This window comes from uncultured Roseibium sp., from assembly GCF_947499295.1.
GTDB lineage: Bacteria > Pseudomonadota > Alphaproteobacteria > Rhizobiales > Stappiaceae > Roseibium.
In genome coordinates, this window is the sequence record NZ_CANMNP010000016.1 from 130,127 (window position 1) to 147,904 (window position 17,778).

General features: G+C 53.2%; 19 protein-coding genes. 14 read left to right on the forward strand and 5 right to left on the reverse strand.

What is annotated here, in order from left to right; genetic code table 11:
* Positions 1-16: 16 nt before the first annotated feature.
* The 5 genes from dnaQ to Q0835_RS22265 all read right to left on the reverse strand — a co-directional run bounded on the left by dnaQ (position 17) and on the right by Q0835_RS22265 (position 3,838).
* Positions 17-730: a DNA polymerase III subunit epsilon gene (gene dnaQ, locus Q0835_RS22245; RefSeq protein WP_298964373.1), complete on the reverse strand. Its 714-nt coding sequence runs from the start codon at positions 728-730 to the stop codon at positions 17-19.
* A gap of 210 nt (positions 731-940) precedes the next feature.
* Positions 941-1,528 carry a dephospho-CoA kinase gene (coaE, locus tag Q0835_RS22250; RefSeq protein ID WP_298964375.1) on the reverse strand — a complete coding sequence of 196 codons (588 nt, stop codon included), beginning with the start codon at positions 1,526-1,528 and terminating at the stop codon, positions 941-943.
* Entirely contained in the window at positions 1,525-2,373 is an 849-nt protein-coding gene (locus Q0835_RS22255; protein ID WP_298964377.1) for a shikimate dehydrogenase, read from the reverse strand. Before Q0835_RS22255 ends, coaE begins: the two co-directional genes overlap by 4 nt.
* Positions 2,370-2,963 carry a Maf-like protein gene (locus tag Q0835_RS22260; protein ID WP_298964378.1) on the reverse strand — a complete coding sequence of 198 codons (594 nt, stop codon included), beginning with the start codon at positions 2,961-2,963 and terminating at the stop codon, positions 2,370-2,372. The genes Q0835_RS22255 and Q0835_RS22260 overlap by 4 nt, the downstream gene beginning before the upstream one ends.
* Before the next feature lie 26 nt (positions 2,964-2,989).
* Entirely contained in the window at positions 2,990-3,838 is an 849-nt protein-coding gene (locus Q0835_RS22265; protein WP_298964379.1) for a pyruvate, water dikinase regulatory protein, read from the reverse strand.
* A 425-nt stretch (positions 3,839-4,263) separates the two neighbouring features.
* Between Q0835_RS22265 and hemE the strand changes: the two genes are divergently transcribed.
* The 14 genes from hemE to Q0835_RS22335 all read left to right on the forward strand — a co-directional run bounded on the left by hemE (position 4,264) and on the right by Q0835_RS22335 (position 17,636).
* Positions 4,264-5,292, forward strand: coding sequence for a uroporphyrinogen decarboxylase (hemE, locus tag Q0835_RS22270; protein WP_298964380.1), 1,029 nt, complete (start codon positions 4,264-4,266; stop codon positions 5,290-5,292).
* A gap of 3 nt (positions 5,293-5,295) precedes the next feature.
* Positions 5,296-5,724 carry a protoporphyrinogen oxidase HemJ gene (gene hemJ, locus Q0835_RS22275; RefSeq protein ID WP_298964381.1) on the forward strand — a complete coding sequence of 143 codons (429 nt, stop codon included), beginning with the start codon at positions 5,296-5,298 and terminating at the stop codon, positions 5,722-5,724.
* Between the two features lie 296 nt (positions 5,725-6,020).
* On the forward strand, positions 6,021-7,286 hold the full coding sequence (gene rho / locus Q0835_RS22280; protein ID WP_152499163.1) for a transcription termination factor Rho: 1,266 nt from the start codon (positions 6,021-6,023) through the stop codon (positions 7,284-7,286).
* 115 nt (positions 7,287-7,401) lie between these two features.
* Positions 7,402-7,974: a GNAT family N-acetyltransferase gene (locus tag Q0835_RS22285; RefSeq protein WP_298964383.1), complete on the forward strand. Its 573-nt coding sequence runs from the start codon at positions 7,402-7,404 to the stop codon at positions 7,972-7,974.
* Positions 7,975-8,396: 422 nt separating this feature from the next.
* Positions 8,397-9,746 carry a tRNA uridine-5-carboxymethylaminomethyl(34) synthesis GTPase MnmE gene (gene mnmE / locus Q0835_RS22290; RefSeq protein WP_298964385.1) on the forward strand — a complete coding sequence of 450 codons (1,350 nt, stop codon included), beginning with the start codon at positions 8,397-8,399 and terminating at the stop codon, positions 9,744-9,746.
* A gap of 298 nt (positions 9,747-10,044) precedes the next feature.
* Positions 10,045-11,934 carry a tRNA uridine-5-carboxymethylaminomethyl(34) synthesis enzyme MnmG gene (gene mnmG, locus Q0835_RS22295; RefSeq protein ID WP_298964387.1) on the forward strand — a complete coding sequence of 630 codons (1,890 nt, stop codon included), beginning with the start codon at positions 10,045-10,047 and terminating at the stop codon, positions 11,932-11,934.
* Positions 11,934-12,590: a 16S rRNA (guanine(527)-N(7))-methyltransferase RsmG gene (gene rsmG, locus Q0835_RS22300; RefSeq protein ID WP_298964390.1), complete on the forward strand. Its 657-nt coding sequence runs from the start codon at positions 11,934-11,936 to the stop codon at positions 12,588-12,590. Before mnmG ends, rsmG begins: the two co-directional genes overlap by 1 nt.
* 20 nt (positions 12,591-12,610) lie before the next feature.
* A complete protein-coding gene (locus tag Q0835_RS22305; protein WP_298816617.1) occupies positions 12,611-13,435 on the forward strand; it encodes a ParA family protein in 825 nt (274 codons plus the stop codon).
* A 95-nt stretch (positions 13,436-13,530) separates the two neighbouring features.
* A complete protein-coding gene (locus tag Q0835_RS22310; RefSeq protein WP_298964393.1) occupies positions 13,531-14,436 on the forward strand; it encodes a ParB/RepB/Spo0J family partition protein in 906 nt (301 codons plus the stop codon).
* 179 nt (positions 14,437-14,615) lie between these two features.
* Positions 14,616-15,305 (forward strand): heme ABC exporter ATP-binding protein CcmA, encoded by a 690-nt coding sequence (ccmA, locus tag Q0835_RS22315; RefSeq protein WP_298964396.1) that lies wholly within the window; start codon positions 14,616-14,618, stop codon positions 15,303-15,305.
* Complete coding sequence (gene ccmB / locus Q0835_RS22320; RefSeq protein ID WP_298964398.1) at positions 15,305-15,976, forward strand: heme exporter protein CcmB; 672 nt, start codon at positions 15,305-15,307, stop codon at positions 15,974-15,976. Before ccmA ends, ccmB begins: the two co-directional genes overlap by 1 nt.
* A 104-nt stretch (positions 15,977-16,080) precedes the next feature.
* The gene (locus tag Q0835_RS22325; protein WP_298964401.1) at positions 16,081-16,848 is read left to right on the forward strand and encodes a heme ABC transporter permease; all 768 of its coding nucleotides are present in this window, start codon (positions 16,081-16,083) and stop codon (positions 16,846-16,848) included.
* 4 nt (positions 16,849-16,852) lie between these two features.
* Positions 16,853-17,026 (forward strand): heme exporter protein CcmD, encoded by a 174-nt coding sequence (gene ccmD, locus Q0835_RS22330; protein WP_298816628.1) that lies wholly within the window; start codon positions 16,853-16,855, stop codon positions 17,024-17,026.
* Between the two features lie 4 nt (positions 17,027-17,030).
* Positions 17,031-17,636, forward strand: a complete 606-nt coding sequence (locus Q0835_RS22335; RefSeq protein WP_298964404.1) for a DsbE family thiol:disulfide interchange protein — start codon at positions 17,031-17,033, stop codon at positions 17,634-17,636.
* The last annotated feature ends 142 nt before the right edge of the window (positions 17,637-17,778 follow it).

The window sequence follows — 17,778 nt, forward strand, 5'->3', positions numbered from 1 at the left end:
TTCTGCCCGGTTCAGACTAACCGTTGTATTTCCGCCAAATCGCATCGTCGCCCATACCTTGCACGAAATTCTTGTGAGCCTCGTGTTCGCTGTTGGCCAGAAAGGAACCGAGCGGCGCTGGCCGTGGCCTGGCGTTGAAGCTTCCGAGTTCGCCGATTTCAAGCGAGGGTCCACTTGAGGCGCTTGCCTCTTCCTCCGGCATCAGACCGAGAGCCGTCTGCCGTCCACCGATCAACTCAAGATAGACTTCAGCGAGAATTTCCGCATCGAGCAGCGCGCCGTGCTTCACGCGTTTGGAGTTATCTATGCCATAGCGTGAGCAGAGCGCATCGAGAGAGTTTGGTCCTGTCGGGTGTTTGCGCCTTGCTATTTCAAGCGTATCGATCACCTGCGCATTTGGGATCGGCTTTCTGCCGATCTGCGCCAGCTCATGGTTGATGAAGCCCATATCAAAAGCGGCGTTGTGAATGACGAGTGTCGCATCGCCGACAAATTCCAGAAACGCATCAGCAACCTGCTTGAACAGCGGCTTATCTGAAAGAAATTCTTCGGACAGGCCATGAACTCGAAAGGCCTCTTCCGGCATGTCCCGTTCAGGATTGATGTAAACGTGGTAGGAATTTCCTGTCGGGATGTGGTTGATGAGTTCAACCCCGCCAATTTCCACCAGGCGGTCGCCACCGCGGGGGTTAAGACCCGTCGTTTCCGTATCAAAAGAAATTTCGCGCATTTGTTAAGCCTTTGCCTCTTTGATTCACTGTGCAGGTTGGCGTTCTAGAGGCAAGGCGAAGGTGATGTTTTCCACGTTGTTCAATCTCTGGAACATCCAAACGCCCGAATTCACGCAGAAAGTGGCGACTGAAAGGAAATCAAAAATGCCGGTTGGCCGTTCAATTGCTGGTTTTTTTGTGCTCGAGTTTTAGGATTGTACTAACGCTGTTTACTGGCAGGCCGCCAGTGCCCTCAAAATTGCTCTGACCTGTCGTCGGGCCGGTTCCATGCCTAGCCCGGTATCAACCAGAAAATGTGCCCGTCTGCGTTTATCGCCATCCGGCATTTGGCGTTCGAGAATTGCATGAAACCGATCTTCGGTCATATCGGCGCGAGCCAGAACACGCTGTTTCTGAATCTCGGGGTCTGCGGTAACCACAACAGCCAAATCCACGCGGTTTTCGCCTACCGTTTCAAAAAGGAGGGGAATATCCATCACGACAATGCGGCGCCGAGCAAGACGAGCCGCTGTAAGAAAGGCCTCTTCTTCCTCTCGAACAAGTGGATGCACGATCGCTTCAAGTCGTTTCATTACCTCCGGTTTGCCCAGAACGTGCGGCGAGAGCCGTTTCCGGTCGACCCGCCCGTCAACAACAGTTCCGGGAAACGCAGCTTCGATAAGCGGAGCGGCCCGCCCCGCATAGAGCGCATGAACAGTGGAGTCAGCATCGTGAACCGGAACACCGGCAGCTGCGAACATGTTCGCAGTCGTTGATTTTCCCATGCCAATGGAGCCGGTCAATCCGATCTTGATCACCCGGCCACTCCGAGATCTTCAAGTATGATGGCACGTAATGTGTCGTCGACTTCCGGCCGAACCCCAAACCAACGTTCGAAACCCGGAACAGCCTGATGCAACAGCATCCCCAGACCGTCGACGGTCGGATTGCCGCGCTCCGCGGCTCTTTTCAGCAGGCTGGTTTGCAAAGGAACATAGACAATGTCAGTCACAAGCGCTGACCTCGGCAATGTGTTTAAGTCGATTTTAAGCGGCGGCTTACCTGCCATGCCCAAAGACGTCGTGTTGACCAGAAGATCTGTTTTTCCAAGCAATGTCCCCAGGCTGTTCCAGTCATGCGCTGTTGTTTTGGAACCAAATTCACCCGCAATTACCTTGGCTTTTTCCAGAGTTCTGTTGACGATATGCACACGTGTGAAATTTCGAGACAGAAGTGCCCATACAATGGCTCTGGCGGCTCCGCCTGCACCCAATACAACGGCCGATTCACGTGAAACGTCCCAGCCAGGCGCCAATTGGTCCAAATTTCCGAGGAACCCCAATCCATCGGTGTTCGCTCCACAAAGCCGCCCGTTCGCATCAAGCCACAATGTGTTTGCGGCTCCCATCGATTGAGCTGCCTCATCCAACCAGTCGCAAGCTCTTGCTGCAACTTCCTTGTGCGGCACAGTTACGTTTGCGCCAACCAGACCGGAAGCGGCAAAATCACCGAAGAAGGCTTCCGCGGATTCTGGCGCAACATCGATCCGGTCATAAGAACCGGCAAGCCCGTGCTTCTTCAACCAGTATCCATGCACAAGGGGAGATCGTGAATGGGCTACAGGATGTCCTGTCACCGCCGACTTTCTGACTTTTTCATTCATTTTTCAATAACTTGCAATTCTCTCAGTTGCTCAAGAAGCGGCAACAACGGCAATCCGAGAATGGTAAAGTAGTCACCTTCGATCTTCTCAAACAATTGCACGCCAAGTCCTTCGAGCTGGTAAGCCCCAACACTGGACAGAACTGTATCGCCAGCATTTGCAAGATAGTGCCCCACAAATGCCGGACTGAGCTGGCGCATCGTCAGACGCGCCGTAGATACGCTTCGCCAGATCGCCTCGCCGTTTTTGGACAGCACGACTGCCGAATGAAGTTTATGGGTTTTGCCCGAGAATTCCAGAAGCTGACGCCGAGCCGCTTCCATATCTTCCGGTTTGGTTCGACGCTGGCCTTCAAAGGCCAGGATCTGATCAGCGCCGATTACGAGGTCGCCGGAACGGCGAGAGCTGACATTTTCCGCTTTGGCCTCGGCAAGCACGGCTGCCAGGTCTTCAGGCGGAAAATCAGCTTTCAGCAGGGGTGCTTCGACTGCCCGCTCATCGACATCGGACGGATCGACTTCGATCGTCAGTCCTGCATTTTCCAGAAGCTGCGCGCGGATGCTGCTTCCGCTTGCCAAAACAAGTCTCATCAGTCCCTCTTGAGTGTTTTTTTGATTTATGCATTTTGTGCATCGGTCTGATCTGCTTTGAAGTCTCTGAAAAGACTCAGGATTTCAGCAGCCGTCTCTTCAACGGACCGGCGGGTGACATCGATCAGAGGCCAGCTCTGCTCCGAACAGAGCCGCCGCGTCATCGTGATTTCCTGCGAGATTTCCTTCCGGTCGACGTAGGTATCATTATAACCCTCTGAATTTAATGATAAAACTCGATTTCGTCGGATCTGCTGGATACGTTCAGCAGATGCGATCAATCCTACGATCATCGGTTTTTCCAGTTTTTTGACATGGTCCGGCAACGGAATTCCTGGAACCAGCGGCACATTGGCGGCCTTGATACCCCGGTTCGCAAGGTAAATGCATGTCGGGGTTTTGGAGGTGCGGGAAATTCCGAGCAAAACGATATCGGCAGATTCCAGATCATCCCAAATCTGCCCATCGTCATGCATCATCGTATAATTGATAGCTTCCATACGCTTGAAATATTCTGCATCCAGTTCGTGTTGACCGCCGATCCGGTGTGTCTGCGTGACGTTCAGATAAGACTGAAACACCGCGAAAACGGGATCGAGGATATTCACGAACGGTGCGCCGAGTTCGCGGCACTTCTGTTCAAGCCGATTGGCAATCTCTTCATCCACCAATGTGTAAAGAACGATACCCGGGGCCTTTTCGATTTCGCTGATAACGCGATCCAGTTGTTTTTGCGACCTTACCAGAGGGTAGACATGCTCTATTTCCTGGACGTTTTCGTATTGAACCGTTGCGGCACGCGCTACGGTCATCAGCGTTTCGCCGGTGGAGTCGGACACAAGATGCAGATGGAAGTAGTGTCTCGACTTATTCACGGTGTCATCCCCAGGGCTGTTGATCGATTGGGAGTCATTCATGCTTCCCAGTGCCTAGCATGAAGTTTATGCCCGCTCAGCATGATTTATTAACAATGCTTGAACGCGCGGGAACTGAAACCGAAACGGTTATTGATGGAAGTGGATTCACACAGGTGCTGTGACATATCGACAGATTGTCCACCAGTGCCCAATTTCTTAACGAAAGGTAAACAAACTGACAAGTGACTGTAATTGTGCAGGTAATCCTGTTATCGACTCCTGGGGAGAGATTCAGCTGCACAGGCGATCTGATTTTTCCCGGATAGAATTTGGTGCGCAAGGATTGTGGATAGAAAATGATCCCGGTAATCCACGCACAAATAAAAAAAACAGATTCAAAATAAGAATCTTATTTGATTTGAAATGTGGGAAAGGCCAAGCGTATGAAATCCCAAGACAGAGCCGTGATGCGGGTTCTTGCAGGAGAAAAAATCTGGCCGCCTCCCGTCTGGATGATGAGACAGGCAGGACGTTACCTTCCCGAGTACAGGAAAGTCAGAGCCCAGGCCAAAAACTTCCTCGATTTCTGCTACTCTCCGGATCTTGCAACTGAAGTCACTCTTCAACCGATACGCCGGTATGGTTTTGATGCAAGCATTCTATTTTCGGACATCTTCGTCGTACCGGATGCGATCGGGTATCCAGTCCGTTTTGAGGAAGGAAGAGGTCCCGTACTCGAACCTCTCTCATCGGATCTTCTTGATCGCCTGGAGCAGGAAAAGGCTGAGGATCACCTTAAACCGGTCATAGAGACGGTTTCCCGCCTCAGGGCGGAGCTGCCCGACGAAACCACCCTGCTGGGCTTCTGTGGCGCTCCCTGGACGGTAGCGTGCTATTCCGTTGCGGGTCACACCACTCAGGATCAGGTTGCTGCCCGTGTCGGGGCCTATAGAGATCCAGATTTGATGCAGCGTTTCATCGATCAGTTGGTCGAAGCTTCAATCAGTTATCTTATTCGTCAACTCGATGCGGGCGCGGATGCCGTTCAAATATTCGATACATGGGCTGGCGTGCTGGACGAAGCAGGTTTCAAGCGTTGGTCGATTGAACCGACAAAACAGATTGTCGACGGCGTGCGTGCGGTTCGGCCGAGTGCGAAGATCATAGGGTTCCCGAAAGCTTCATCGGCACGGATGATGGCTTACATCGATGGTACAGGTGTCGATGCTGTTGGATTTGACTGGACCGCGCCGGACCAGGTGGCACTTGACGTTCAAAGACGTGTTCCGATCCAGGGAAATCTCGATCCCATGCGTTTGGTTGCGGGCGGAAAGGCCCTCGAGGAAGGTGTTGCGCATGTCTTGTCGACTTTTGACAAGGGCCCTCTGATCTTCAATCTCGGGCATGGCGTGACCCCAGATGCGGATCCGGAAAATGTGGCGTGGATGGTCGAGCTGGTGCGCAAGGGTTAGTCAATGGATATTTTTCTCTGGGTTAAATCCTTACATGTCATTTCGATCATCGCTTGGATGGCCGGCATGCTCTATCTGCCACGGCTTTTTGTCTATCATGTCGATGCGGAGATCGGTTCTGTTCAGTCAGAGACGTTCAAGGTCATGGAACGCAGGCTTTACAAGGCGATTATCGGCCCAGCTATGGGTGCGTCCTGGGTATTCGGCCTCTGGGCGGCGTATGAAATACAGGCCTGGCAGGACGGCTGGTTTCACGCGAAACTGACACTTGTTATCGCGATGTCCGCGATGCACGGTTATCTTGGTGGCTGTGTGAGGAAATTCGCAGATGACGAGAATACAAAATCGGCCCGTTTCTATCGACTTCTCAATGAAGTCCCTACGGTTTTGATGATCGGGATTGTCATTCTTGTGATTGTGAAACCATTCTGATGGTTGTCGAATTCTAGTAGCGAACGGCGGCTCGGAAACGGTCCGCCGTTTTGCTTTGTGGCAGTGCGACATCGGCGCATTTGTTCGGCAGATTTGCGGGCTTGCGATTCACTTGAAAACAACGTATCTTCCGCCAACTTCAAAACGGTGATGGTTCGTTCTTATCGCACCTCAGACACCGTACAATCTGGACACATCTAAACGTCTCTCAGATATCTTCTGGCCAACTCATCTTTTCTGGCACAGAACGACCTTCCAAATAAATATCCATAACAACAAGAAGTAACCCCAATTCGATGCGGGAAATGAAACTTAAAGACCTAAAAGAAAAAACACCGACAGAGCTGCTGCAATTTGCTGAAGAGCTTGAGGTCGAAAACGCCAGCACCATGCGTAAGCAGGAGCTGATGTTCGCAATCCTGAAAAATCTTGCTGCACAGGATGTGGAGATTATCGGCGAAGGTGTCGTCGAAGTATTGCAGGACGGCTTTGGCTTCCTTCGATCTCCAGACGCGAACTACCTCCCGGGCCCCGACGACATCTATGTTTCGCCTTCGCAAATACGCCGCTTTTCATTGCGTACGGGCGATACGGTTGAAGGGCAGATTCGTAGCCCCAAGGAAGGCGAACGTTATTTTGCCCTTTTGAAGGTCAACACGATCAACTTCGAAGATCCTGAAAAAGCGCGGCACAAAGTCCACTTCGACAATCTGACGCCGCTTTATCCGGATGAACGATTCCGGATGGAAATCGAAGATCCGACCATCAAGGACCTTTCGTCCAGAGTGATCGATCTTGTGGCACCCCTCGGCAAGGGGCAACGCGCTCTGATCACCGCGCCGCCACGTACCGGTAAAACAGTGTTTCTTCAGAACATTGCCAAGTCGATCACAAACAATCATCCCGAGTGCTATCTGATCGTTCTTTTGATCGATGAGCGCCCTGAAGAAGTCACGGACATGCAACGCACGGTGAACGGCGAAGTGGTTTCTTCCACGTTCGACGAACCGGCTTCCCGTCACGTACAAGTGGCGGAAATGGTTATCGAAAAAGCGAAGCGCCTGACGGAACACGGCCGGGATGTCGTTATCCTGCTCGATTCTATCACGCGTTTGGGTCGCGCCTACAACACTGTTGTACCCTCGTCGGGCAAGGTGTTGACAGGTGGTGTCGATGCCAACGCGCTACAACGTCCGAAGCGTTTCTTCGGCGCAGCTCGTAATATCGAAGAGGGTGGTTCCCTGACGATCATCGCGACAGCTCTGATCGACACGGGCAGCCGCATGGACGAAGTTATCTTCGAAGAATTCAAGGGAACGGGTAACTCCGAAATTATCCTTGATCGGAAGATTTCCGATAAACGTGTTTATCCGTCTATCGACATTCAGCGTTCCGGTACGCGCAAGGAAGAGCTTCTTGTTCCGCATGAGCGTCTGAAGAAGACATTTGTTCTTCGTCGTATCCTCAACCCGATGGGTACTGTTGATGCAATTGAGTTCCTGCTCGACAAGCTGAAGCAGACCAAATCCAACGATGAGTTCTTCGATAGCATGAACACTTGATCCCAGACGGATCGAATTTTATTGAAGGGCGCGGTTCCGGGAGGGGCCGCGCCTTTAACGTCTTGTTAAGAATTGTTTCACGTGAATCCACCTGACTTTGATTCGGATCCGTTTCATGACCTCGGATATTTATCTGGAAACTGAAAGACTTTTGCTCCGTGCCTGGCGGGACGACGATCTTGATCCCTTTGCGGCCCTTTGCGCTGACCCTGAAGTCATGCGTTACTTCCCTGATGTCATGTCGAGGGAAAGATCTGAACTTTTGATTTCGAAGTGCCGGGACAAGCAGGAAACAGATGGGTTCTGCATGGCGCCGATCGAGGTGAAAGCGACGGGTGAATTCTTGGGTTTCGTTGGTCTCAACCGCCCCACATATGCTGCGCCACTGCCTTTTGAGCCGTGCGTTGAAATTGGCTGGCGCTTGAAACAATCGTCCTGGGGCTATGGATATGCCAGCGAAGCTGCACGGGAGTGGCTTCGATTCGGCTTTGAAACAATTGGCCTTGATGAGATCGTTGCCTTTACGATCCCTGACAACAAGCCTTCTCAAAAAGTCATGGAGCGAATTGGAATTAGCCGCGATGTTGACGGGGACTTTCTGCACCCGAACCTGCCGGAAGATCACCCGGTTGCACTCCATGTTCTTTACCGCTTGAGTAAAGCGGTCTGGGCAGAGCAGGTGCAGTAGATCAGCGGTGGGGTTTTTGGGATTCACGTGAAACGGTCTCAAACTACCGCGCGGCATATCCAGCTTGTTTCACGTGAATCCTATCAATCGAATCGGCGCCGATTTGATTCTGACTACGGCACTGATGTTCTGTCAGTAGCTCTGCGCAGGGTGAACATTTCCAGCTATGGGAATGTGTAGAGACGCTCCAAGTCAAAATTCTATATTCGAACAGGCTCACTCAAGTGTCCTGGAGGAGAGCTGTTTGGTTGATTGACGTCTTGAGCTAGAAGAAATTGATTCACGTGAAACAGCCAAATGACAGCGACGGCGGCCTGTGACCTTTCGATTCGCCGGCGGAACATATGACGACCTATCTTCCGCAGGAACACCGGACTTGATAAAGAAGCTTTTTGGCTCAATGACTGCTTGAAGGAACGCACATGGCTGACACGATCTTCGCGCTCTCCAGCGGCGCAGTTCCGTCTGGAGTTGCTGTTATTCGTGTCTCTGGGGCCGGCACGGAGGAGATCGTCAGAAGCCTTTGCGGCTCAGTCCCTGAGCCACGTGTTGCTTCCTTGCTCAAGCTGAGAGACCCTCTGTCCGGAAACCTCCTGGACGAGGCATTGGTGCTTTTCTTCAAGGGTCCGAGGAGCTTTACCGGAGAAGATGTCGCCGAGCTGCATTGCCACGGGGGAAGGGCAGTGGTCTCCGGTGTCCTTTCTGTACTTGGCCAATTTGAAAATAGCCGTCCTGCTGAAGCTGGAGAGTTCACACGGAGAGCCTTCGACGCTGGACGTATGGACCTGACTGAAGTGGAGGGTTTGGCAGACCTGATTGCAGCGGAAACGGAGAGCCAACGGAAACAGGCAATCCGGCAAATGGGGGGCGCGCTCGGTCAACTCTATGAGGATTGGCGCAGACGGCTCATACACATGCGGGCAATGATAGAAGCCGATTTCGATTTCGCGGATGAGGAAGATGTGCCGGGCAGTGTATCTGATCAGGTCTGGGGCCAGGCTTCAGATCTCCACGACGAGATTGCCGATCACTTGATAAGATCAAGGAGCGGCGAGCGTTTGCGATCCGGATTGCAAGTCGTGCTCATGGGCGCTCCTAACGCCGGCAAATCCAGTTTGTTGAATGCCATTGCGGGCCGGGACGTCGCGATCGTGACCGAGGAAGCGGGAACCACGAGAGATGTTATTGAAGTGCATCTGGATCTTGCAGGGTATCCGGTCACGCTGGTTGACACTGCCGGATTGCGCGAGACTGACGGGATTGTTGAACGGGAAGGCATTCGCCGGGCCGAAGCAAAGGGACGCGAGGCGGACCTGATCCTGTGGGCGGTTGAACCGAACGGCGTGTCATTGAAGGAAGCGTCGAGCGCGCTGGCCGCCCATCTTCCGAATGGTGTTCCTGTTTGGACGGTCAATACCAAGCAGGATTTTGAGACTCTTCCGAAACAAGACTCTTCCGGAACAATCGTTGAAGTCTCTTGTTCGACCAGATCTCAAGGCGGAATGGCACCGCTTCTGGGCCATCTTACACGTTTTGCAGAGGAAACAATTTCGGTCAGCGAGTCTCCCTTGGCGACACGTGAGAGGCACCGGCATTATCTCACGGACTGCCTGGCCGGGCTCCGCACAGCCGTTGATTCAGACCATCTCCCAGGTGAATTAAGAGCAGAGGATCTCCGCCGTGCAGCGGATGCACTTGGCAGGATCACCGGACGTATTGACGTCGAAGATCTTCTGGATGTGATTTTCAGAGATTTTTGTATTGGGAAGTGAATTGTTTCACGTGAATCCGCGGCAGACTTTCTGGATTGATTCAGAACCGGAACATGTTTCACGTGAATCACGAAACGTTTCCAATTTATCGTAGGTGCTGATTCTTGCGAGTGTCTCCCGGTCAATTCCACTTTGACCTAAGGATCGGCCCGCTTTATACAAGCAGCGGACATGTGCCGTTCGTTCGGCCGTGTGATAATCTGATGCAGGGCGTCGGATACGGATCCCAAAAATTGAAGATGATGGATTGGCGGGCGCTTGAACAACGCAGTGGCCCCGGTCAAGACGGTGAGACTTTATGAGCGACAAGGGCCTGACATTTGATGTGGTCGTAATAGGTGGCGGTCATGCCGGGTGCGAGGCAGCCGCAGCTGCAGCGCGTGCCGGTGCCAACACGGCTCTCGTGACACATCGGTTCGACACCATTGGAGTAATGTCCTGTAATCCGGCGATTGGTGGATTGGGCAAAGGTCACCTGGTCAGGGAGATTGATGCCCTCGACGGATTGATGGGGCGTGTCGCCGATAAGGGCGGTATCCAGTTTCGCATGCTCAACAGGCGAAAGGGTCCTGCGGTTCGAGGGCCGCGTGCTCAGGCCGATCGAAAGCTTTATCGTGAAGCAATGCAGAAAGAGATTGCTGCAATTGATGGGTTGACGGTCGTCGAAGGAGAGGCTTTCAAGATCCTCTTCAGCGACGAAGCTCAGGGCCATGTCGTTTCAGGACTTGACCTGGCAGACGGGCGCAGCGTTTCGTGTCGCAGGATCGTCCTGACGAGCGGAACTTTCCTGCGTGGTCTGATCCACATTGGCGACCGTAAGATTCCTGCCGGCAGGTCGGGTGAAGCTCCAGCCCTTGGTCTGTCTGAATCGCTTGAGCAAATTGGTTTTGAGCTCGGGCGGCTAAAAACCGGAACGCCCGCGAGGCTTGATGGACGGACAATCCATTGGGATCGGCTGGAAGTTCAGCCAGGTGATGAAGAGCCGGTTCCGTTTTCGACGATGACCGAAACGATCACAACGCCTCAAGTGCCCTGCCATATCACGCGGACGACGCCCGAGACTCATAAGATCATTCAAGACAATCTTTCCAGGTCGGCTATGTATTCTGGAGAGATCAGAGGTCGCGGGCCACGATATTGTCCTTCTATTGAGGACAAGATTGTTCGCTTTGGCGAGCGTGATGGCCATCAGATTTTTCTAGAGCCGGAAGGCATTGATGACCACACGGTCTACCCGAACGGTATCTCCACTTCCTTGCCGGAAGACGTGCAGATCGCTTTTTTGAGAACCATCCCCGGCCTGGAAGATGTTGAATACTTCCAGCCGGGATATGCAATTGAATATGACCACGTCGATCCGCGGGAGCTCAGGCCGACACTGGAGGCAAAGCGATGTCAGGGTCTTTATCTGGCAGGTCAGATCAACGGTACGACCGGATATGAGGAAGCCGGGGCTCAAGGACTGGTGGCCGGTTTGAATGCGGCTCTGGCAGAAGCTGGAAAGCCGCCGTTCATTGTCGATCGCTCTCAGGGCTATATTGGTGTGATGATCGACGATCTAATCACCCGAGGTATTTCCGAGCCATATCGCATGTTTACCTCGCGTGCCGAGTATCGCTTGTCTTTGCGTGCCGACAATGCCGATCAGAGACTGACGCCTCTTGGTCTGGAGGTGGGCTGCGTTTCAGAAGAACGACGCCTGGCGTTTGAGAAAAAGATGGCGACCATTGGCGAAGCACGTACGCTTTTGAATCAGCTGTCTGTAACACCGTCAGAAGCACAGAAGAAGGGCCTGCCCATCAACCAGGACGGAGTGCGCCGGTCTGCCTTCGATCTCCTTTCCTATCCGAATGTAACCTACGAGTTGCTGACAGGCATTTGGCCGGAGCTCGCAGAGATTGATCCTGTCATCACAGAGCAGGTGGCAACAGACGCGCTTTATGCGGTTTATCTCGACCGGCAGATGGCGGATATCGAAGCACTGAAACGGGATGAAGCTTTGGCGATCCCGGATGGTTTCGACTACGAAGCAATCGTGGGTCTGTCGAATGAAGTGAAGCAGAAACTGACCGACATTCGTCCGGCGACACTGGGTCAGGCCTCTCGTATGGATGGCATAACACCCGCGGCCCTGACGCTGATCTTGTCTCATCTCAAGCGCGGTAGTCAGAAGATTGGAGCGGCCTGATGGGTCGTTCAATCGTGTTGAACAGCTCTGGAAAGGCTGTGCAAAACTATGGGGATGTTTCACGTGAAACGTTGGAACGACTCCAGATCTATGTCGACCTTGTTCTCAAGTGGCAACCCGCACAAAACCTTATTGCTCCCTCGACAATTCCAGAGATCTGGACGCGTCATGTCGCCGATAGCCTCCAGACCCAGTGGAGTTATCCAGAGGCTAAAACCTGGGTCGATGTCGGCAGCGGTGGCGGGTTTCCCGGTGTGGTGACAGCCATTCTGCTTGCTGAAGATCCCGACGCTCATGTGCACATGATCGAGAGCAACCAACGCAAGGCGGCTTTCCTTCGAACAGCTCTTAGAGAGACGGGTTCCAGCGGAACGGTTCACGCCGGGAGGATCGAATCGGTTGCGAAAGAGTGGCGGCATGGTTCCGTCGATGCCGTTTCTGCACGTGCTTTGGCTTCCCTGGACCTTCTTTTTCAGCTTTCCGAGCCATTCACGGTGATGGGTGCAAAGGCTGTTTTCCACAAAGGTCAGGATTTTCAACGAGAAGTTAACGAAGCCTCTGCCCGTTGGCACTTCGACATGATAGAAAAGATCAGTGTTGTTGATCCTGAGAGCCGGATGCTTCTTTTCTCAAATATTTCTAACCGGCCGGAGTAGCCCAGGAAGGTGTTGTGGCAATGAGCATGCTTCCCGAAATGCCGCGTGTGCTTTCGTTGGCGAACCAAAAAGGTGGGGTGGGGAAAACCACCACCGCAATCAATCTCGGCACGGCGCTTGCTGCGATCGGCGAGAAGGTACTCGTGATTGATCTCGATCCTCAGGGCAATGCCTCGACGGGTCTTGGGATTGAACATCGTGATCGTGGTTTGTCGACTTATGAAATTCTGAGCGGCGACTGTTCTCTGGCTGAGGCGGTGCGTGAAACTGCGGTGCAACGGCTTTGGGTCGCTCCGTCCACCATGGATCTCCTGGGTCTGGAGCTCGAAATCGCATCGACCAGCGACCGGGCCTTCCGGTTGCGGGCTGCAATTGAAAGTCTGACCAGATCTAGGCTGTTTCAGGAAATCGGCTTCACTTATGTGCTGGTCGATTGTCCGCCTTCGCTGAACCTTCTGACGATCAACGCGCTCTCGGCATCTCATTCCATATTGGTGCCGCTGCAATGTGAATTCTTTGCGCTTGAAGGACTTAGCCAATTGCTCAGCACTGTGGAGCAGGTCAAGAGCGCATTGAATGCTGAACTCAGTATTCATGGCATTGTTCTCACCATGTATGACAGCCGCAACAATCTTTCCAATCAGGTTGTGGCGGATGTTCGAGAAACGATGGGCGACGCGGTTTACGAAACCATCATTCCGCGCAATGTTCGGATTTCCGAGGCACCGTCCTATGGCAAGCCGGCGTTGTTGTATGATCTGAAGTGTGCTGGCAGTCAGGCCTATCTGCGGCTCGCGTCAGAAATCATCCAGCGAGAGCGGCGGTTGCGCAAAGTGGCTGCCTGATAAGATTCGGATCCGATCCGATGGGTTCGTTGCGCAGTGCTTTCACTAGTGCTGGAGAACTAAGCTATTGAATTTTAAGATGAAAAAGGTGCGGCATGGCGGAAAGAGACGGCAAAAACAAACGTTTGGGCCGAGGATTGGCAGCATTGATCGGCGATTCAGCGCCGGAAGCGACCGCAGCACCTGAGAAGATCGTCAGAGATACACGCAAGGTGCCGATTGAGCATCTTGTTCCGAACCCGCGCAATCCCCGCAAGACTTTCACCGAGAAAGACCTTGCCGATCTAGCCGAATCTTTGAAAGCCAAAGGTATTGTGCAGCCCATCCTGGTACGCCCGGAAGCCGGCAAATCCGATAGGTTTGAGATTATCGCCGGTGAACGTCGGTGGCGGGCTGCGCAAAGGGCGGGTCTTCATGAAGCTCCTATCATCGTGCGGGATGTTACAGACCAGGAAGCTCTGGAACTTGCAATCATTGAGAATGTTCAGCGGGCCGATCTCAACCCCATTGAAGAGGCGATGGGTTATGAGCAGCTGACGGCGGAATTCAGTTATAGCCAGGGTGAGCTTGCCAAGGTAATCGGCAAAAGCCGCAGCCATGTTGCCAATACGATGCGGCTGCTGAAATTGCCTAATTCCGTGAAAGATTATCTCGCGGAGGGGCTGCTTACGGCCGGTCATGCACGCGCATTGATTACAGTTGAGGATCCAGCTGCCCTTGCCGAATTGATTGTCGAAAGGGGCTTGACTGTTCGGGATGCGGAAAAGATTTCCCAGGATCCGGATGCTCTAGCACGATTGAAGGGCAACAAGGCGTCGGCCGTGAAGGCTGAAAAGGATGCCGACACGAAAGCGCTGGAAAAACGCCTGGCCGATACGCTGGGGCTCAAAGTAACCGTCGGTTATAAATCCGGCAAGGAATCCGGCGACCTGAAAATCAAGTACACGTCGCTTGAGCAGTTGGACGAGCTGTGCAGGAAACTTGGAGTCGAAACCAGATAAGTCTCTGTTTTTGTTTGCTTAAGAAGAAGACCGGAGCAATTGAAACAGCTCTGGTCTTTTTTAATAAGCATCTGCGATAGGCCAATCGATCGCCAAATGACCGAGATCAAGGGCATGGTGGTAAACTGATGCCATTCATTGCGCTCTTGCCAATGGCCTTCACTGCACACTAACAAGGCATGTCCTCTTCAAGAACGCCGGAGTATCTCCTGAAACTTATTGCGGAAAACCTGACCATAGACCGTGGCGGACGCCGTGTGTTTCAGGACCTCTCCTTCACGCTTGAAAGTGGCACCGCGCTCGTCGTCACGGGCGCGAACGGTATTGGCAAATCTTCGCTTCTTCGCACGCTTGCTGGTCTGGTCTTTTTGAGCAAAGGATCAATTCGCCTGGAAGGTGGGCAGGATGACAGACAGCCACAGGAACAGGCGCACTATTTTGGCCATCAAGATGCAGTTAAACCTGCGTTGTCAGTGCTTGAAAACCTTGTCTTCTGGCAGAGTTTTTCTGCGCCTGTATCAGTTTCGTCCTTTGCCGGTCAAAAAATGGAGCCGCTTGAAGCGCTACAGGTTCTGGGTATCGGTCATACCGCGTATTTGCCGGCAGGTTATCTTTCCGCCGGCCAAAGGCGCAGGTTGTCATTGTGTCGATTGCTTGTGACACCGCGCCCTGTCTGGCTGATGGACGAACCAACATCAGCACTCGACAAGGCGTCGGAAGGCCAGTTACTCGAGCTTATGAACGGGCATATTGCGCACGGGGGGCTTATCGTTACTGCGACCCATACCGACCTGGCGCTCGACAGGGTTCAGATCCTGCACCTGAAAGCGGAAATCGTTGAGGCACTGCTGGCAGAGGAGGATTTCTGATGTCATCTTGGGCCATGGTGCTGTTTCAGCGCGATTTGCGCCTGTCCGTAAGGATCGGCGGCAGTGCGATGGTTGGCGTGCTGTTTTTTCTTGCTGTTGTAACCGTCATTCCCTTTGGGGTCGGGCCGGACCTCAATCTTTTGGCCCGAATAGGCCCCGCGATCCTATGGATTGGAGCGCTGCTTGCAACGCTTCTCGGTCTTGATCGCCTGTTCCAGGCGGATCGGGAGGACGGAACGCTTGATCTGATGCTGATGGCAGGACGGCCACTGGAGCTGGTCGTCCTGATCAAGTGCCTTGCCCATTGGGTGGCGACAGGCCTTCCTTTGGTCGTCGCGGCACCTCTTTTGTCGATCTTTCTCAACATCGACCCTGTTGCGATGGGTGCCATTACCTTGACACTTCTTGTCGGCACACCGGCGCTCACGTTGATCGGAGCGATCGGAGCATCCTTGACCGTGTCGTTGCGCCGGGGTGGCCTGTTGCTGGCCGTGCTTGTCGTGCCACTCGCGATACCGGTCTTGATTTTCGGTGTCAGCGCAGCAGATGCCGCCATCCATGATCCTGTGCCGTTTATGACGCCGTTCCTGATCCTTTGTTCGCTTTCGCTAATCGCCGCTGTGATCGGGCCGATTGCCGCAGCTCTTGCGCTGCGTTTTGCGGGTGACTGAACTGGATTTCTGCCTTAAATTTTTAGAATTGATCGAAAGCAAGGCGCGATTGTTGTTCTTCGGTGCATTGAAGGACGGCGGAGAGGGAATTAGATAGAGCTTCGATGTCTATTTGGGACTATGCAAATCCGACGCGGTTTTTGAGGCTGGTGCAGATTGTTCTGCCCTGGCTGATCGGTTTGTGTGTGCTGGCCTTCGCTGCCGGTCTCTACATGAGTTTCTTCGTTGCACCTGAGGATTATCAGCAAGGCGACACGGTGCGGATCATGTTCATTCATGTACCGGCCGCCTGGTTGGCGATGATGTGCTATTCGATCATGGCCATGTCTTCGCTTGGGACGCTGGTTTGGAAACACCCGCTGGCGGATGTGTCGGCCAAAAGCGCGGCACCAATCGGTGCGGCTTTCACCTTTATGTCCTTGGTGACCGGGTCTCTTTGGGGAAAACCCATGTGGGGAACCTATTGGGTGTGGGATGCACGTCTTACGTCCGTTCTTGTTCTCCTGATCATGTATCTCGGACTGATGACGCTTTGGCGGACTATGGATGATCCGATCAAGGCAGGAAAGGCGGCGGCGGTTCTCACGTTGGTCGGTGCTCTCAACCTGCCGGTTATCAAATTTTCCGTTGATTGGTGGAACACCTTGCACCAGCCGGCAAGTGTGGTGCGGATGGATGGCCCAACCATTCACCCGGACATTCTGTGGCCTCTTGTGATCATGGCCATTGCCTTCACCTTGCTGTTTTTTGTTCTGCATCTTATGGCCATGCGCAATGAAATTATGCGCCGCAGAGTAAGGGCACTGCGTCAACGGGCAGCCAGCGTTTCTTTTCCGAGCACTGCCACAGCTTCCACACAGGCCGCGGAGTAGACCGATGGATCTTGGACCACATGCAGGTTTCATTCTTTCTTCCTATGGCCTTTGTCTTTTGACCGTGCTTGTGCTGATCGCCTGGGTCAGGATCGACCGTTCCAATCAGGAGAAGGCTCTGAAAGAACTGGCGGACCAGGGAATTGCGCGCGCGCGACCGCAGGATGGGAGCAGATAGTTTCATGAGCGCATCCGACACAGAAGCCGACACGAAACAGCCAAAGCGCGGGATTCCTATCCTTGTTCTGTTGCCTCTGGTGGTTTTTGCGGCCCTGGCGGGACTTTTCCTGTTTCAGCTGACGCTCGGTGGGGATCCTCAGAAGATCCCGTCTGCGCTGATCAACAAACCTGCGCCTGAGTTTGTGCTTGAACCTGTCGAGGGACTGGAGAAAGCCGGCAACGCAGTTGCCGGTTTTTCCAGTGATGACCTTCAAGGCAAGGTCTCTGTCGTCAATGTGTTTGCATCCTGGTGCGGACCTTGCCGACAGGAGCATCCGCTTCTGGAAGAACTTGCCAAAGTAGATGGTATCGAAATGGTCGGTATCAACTACAAGGACAAACCTGAAAACGCCCGGCGCTTCCTTGGCAGCCTTGGAAACCCATATGACCGGGTTGGCGCGGATGCTTCCGGCCGGGCAGCGATTGACTGGGGCGTTTACGGCGTGCCGGAAACCTTCATTGTCGATGAAAAAGGTATGATCCGCTACAAGTTCATCGGCCCGCTTGGTCCACAGTCTTACGCTGAGACTTTCCTTCCGGAACTTGAAAAAATACTGGCCGGTGGTTGAGTACGGCACTGTTTTTGAATTGCAATTACCTCCGGTGGGTGCGGTCACTGTAAATTTGGTGAAAGTCACGTTTCTGCGAAACCTATGAATCGCAGGCAAAGTCACTGGCTCGTGACTCGCGATTGAAGGTCTGTTTGCCTAT